Consider the following 255-nt stretch of genomic DNA (forward strand, 5'->3'; position numbering starts at 1 on the left):
TTCTCGTGGGGTTGACGGTAGGTGGGGAATAAGGACCGGCTAACTACGTGCCAGCAGCCGCGGTAATACGTAGGGTCCGAGCGTTGTCCGGAATTATTGGGCGTAAAGAGCTCGTAGGCGGCGTGTCGCGTCCGCTGTGAAAGACCGGGGCTCAACTCCGGTTCTGCAGTGGATACGGGCATGCTAGAGGTAGGTAGGGGAGACTGGAATTCCTGGTGTAGCGGTGAAATGCGCAGATATCAGGAGGAACACCGG

General features: G+C 58.0%; 1 rRNA gene. It reads left to right on the top strand.

Going from position 1 to position 255, the window contains the following annotated elements:
- Positions 1 to 255 (top strand): 16S ribosomal RNA (locus RM479_RS27720); the annotation flags it as partial.

It is taken from the genome of Nocardiopsis lambiniae (assembly GCF_031845465.1).
Lineage (GTDB): Bacteria > Actinomycetota > Actinomycetes > Streptosporangiales > Streptosporangiaceae > Nocardiopsis > Nocardiopsis lambiniae.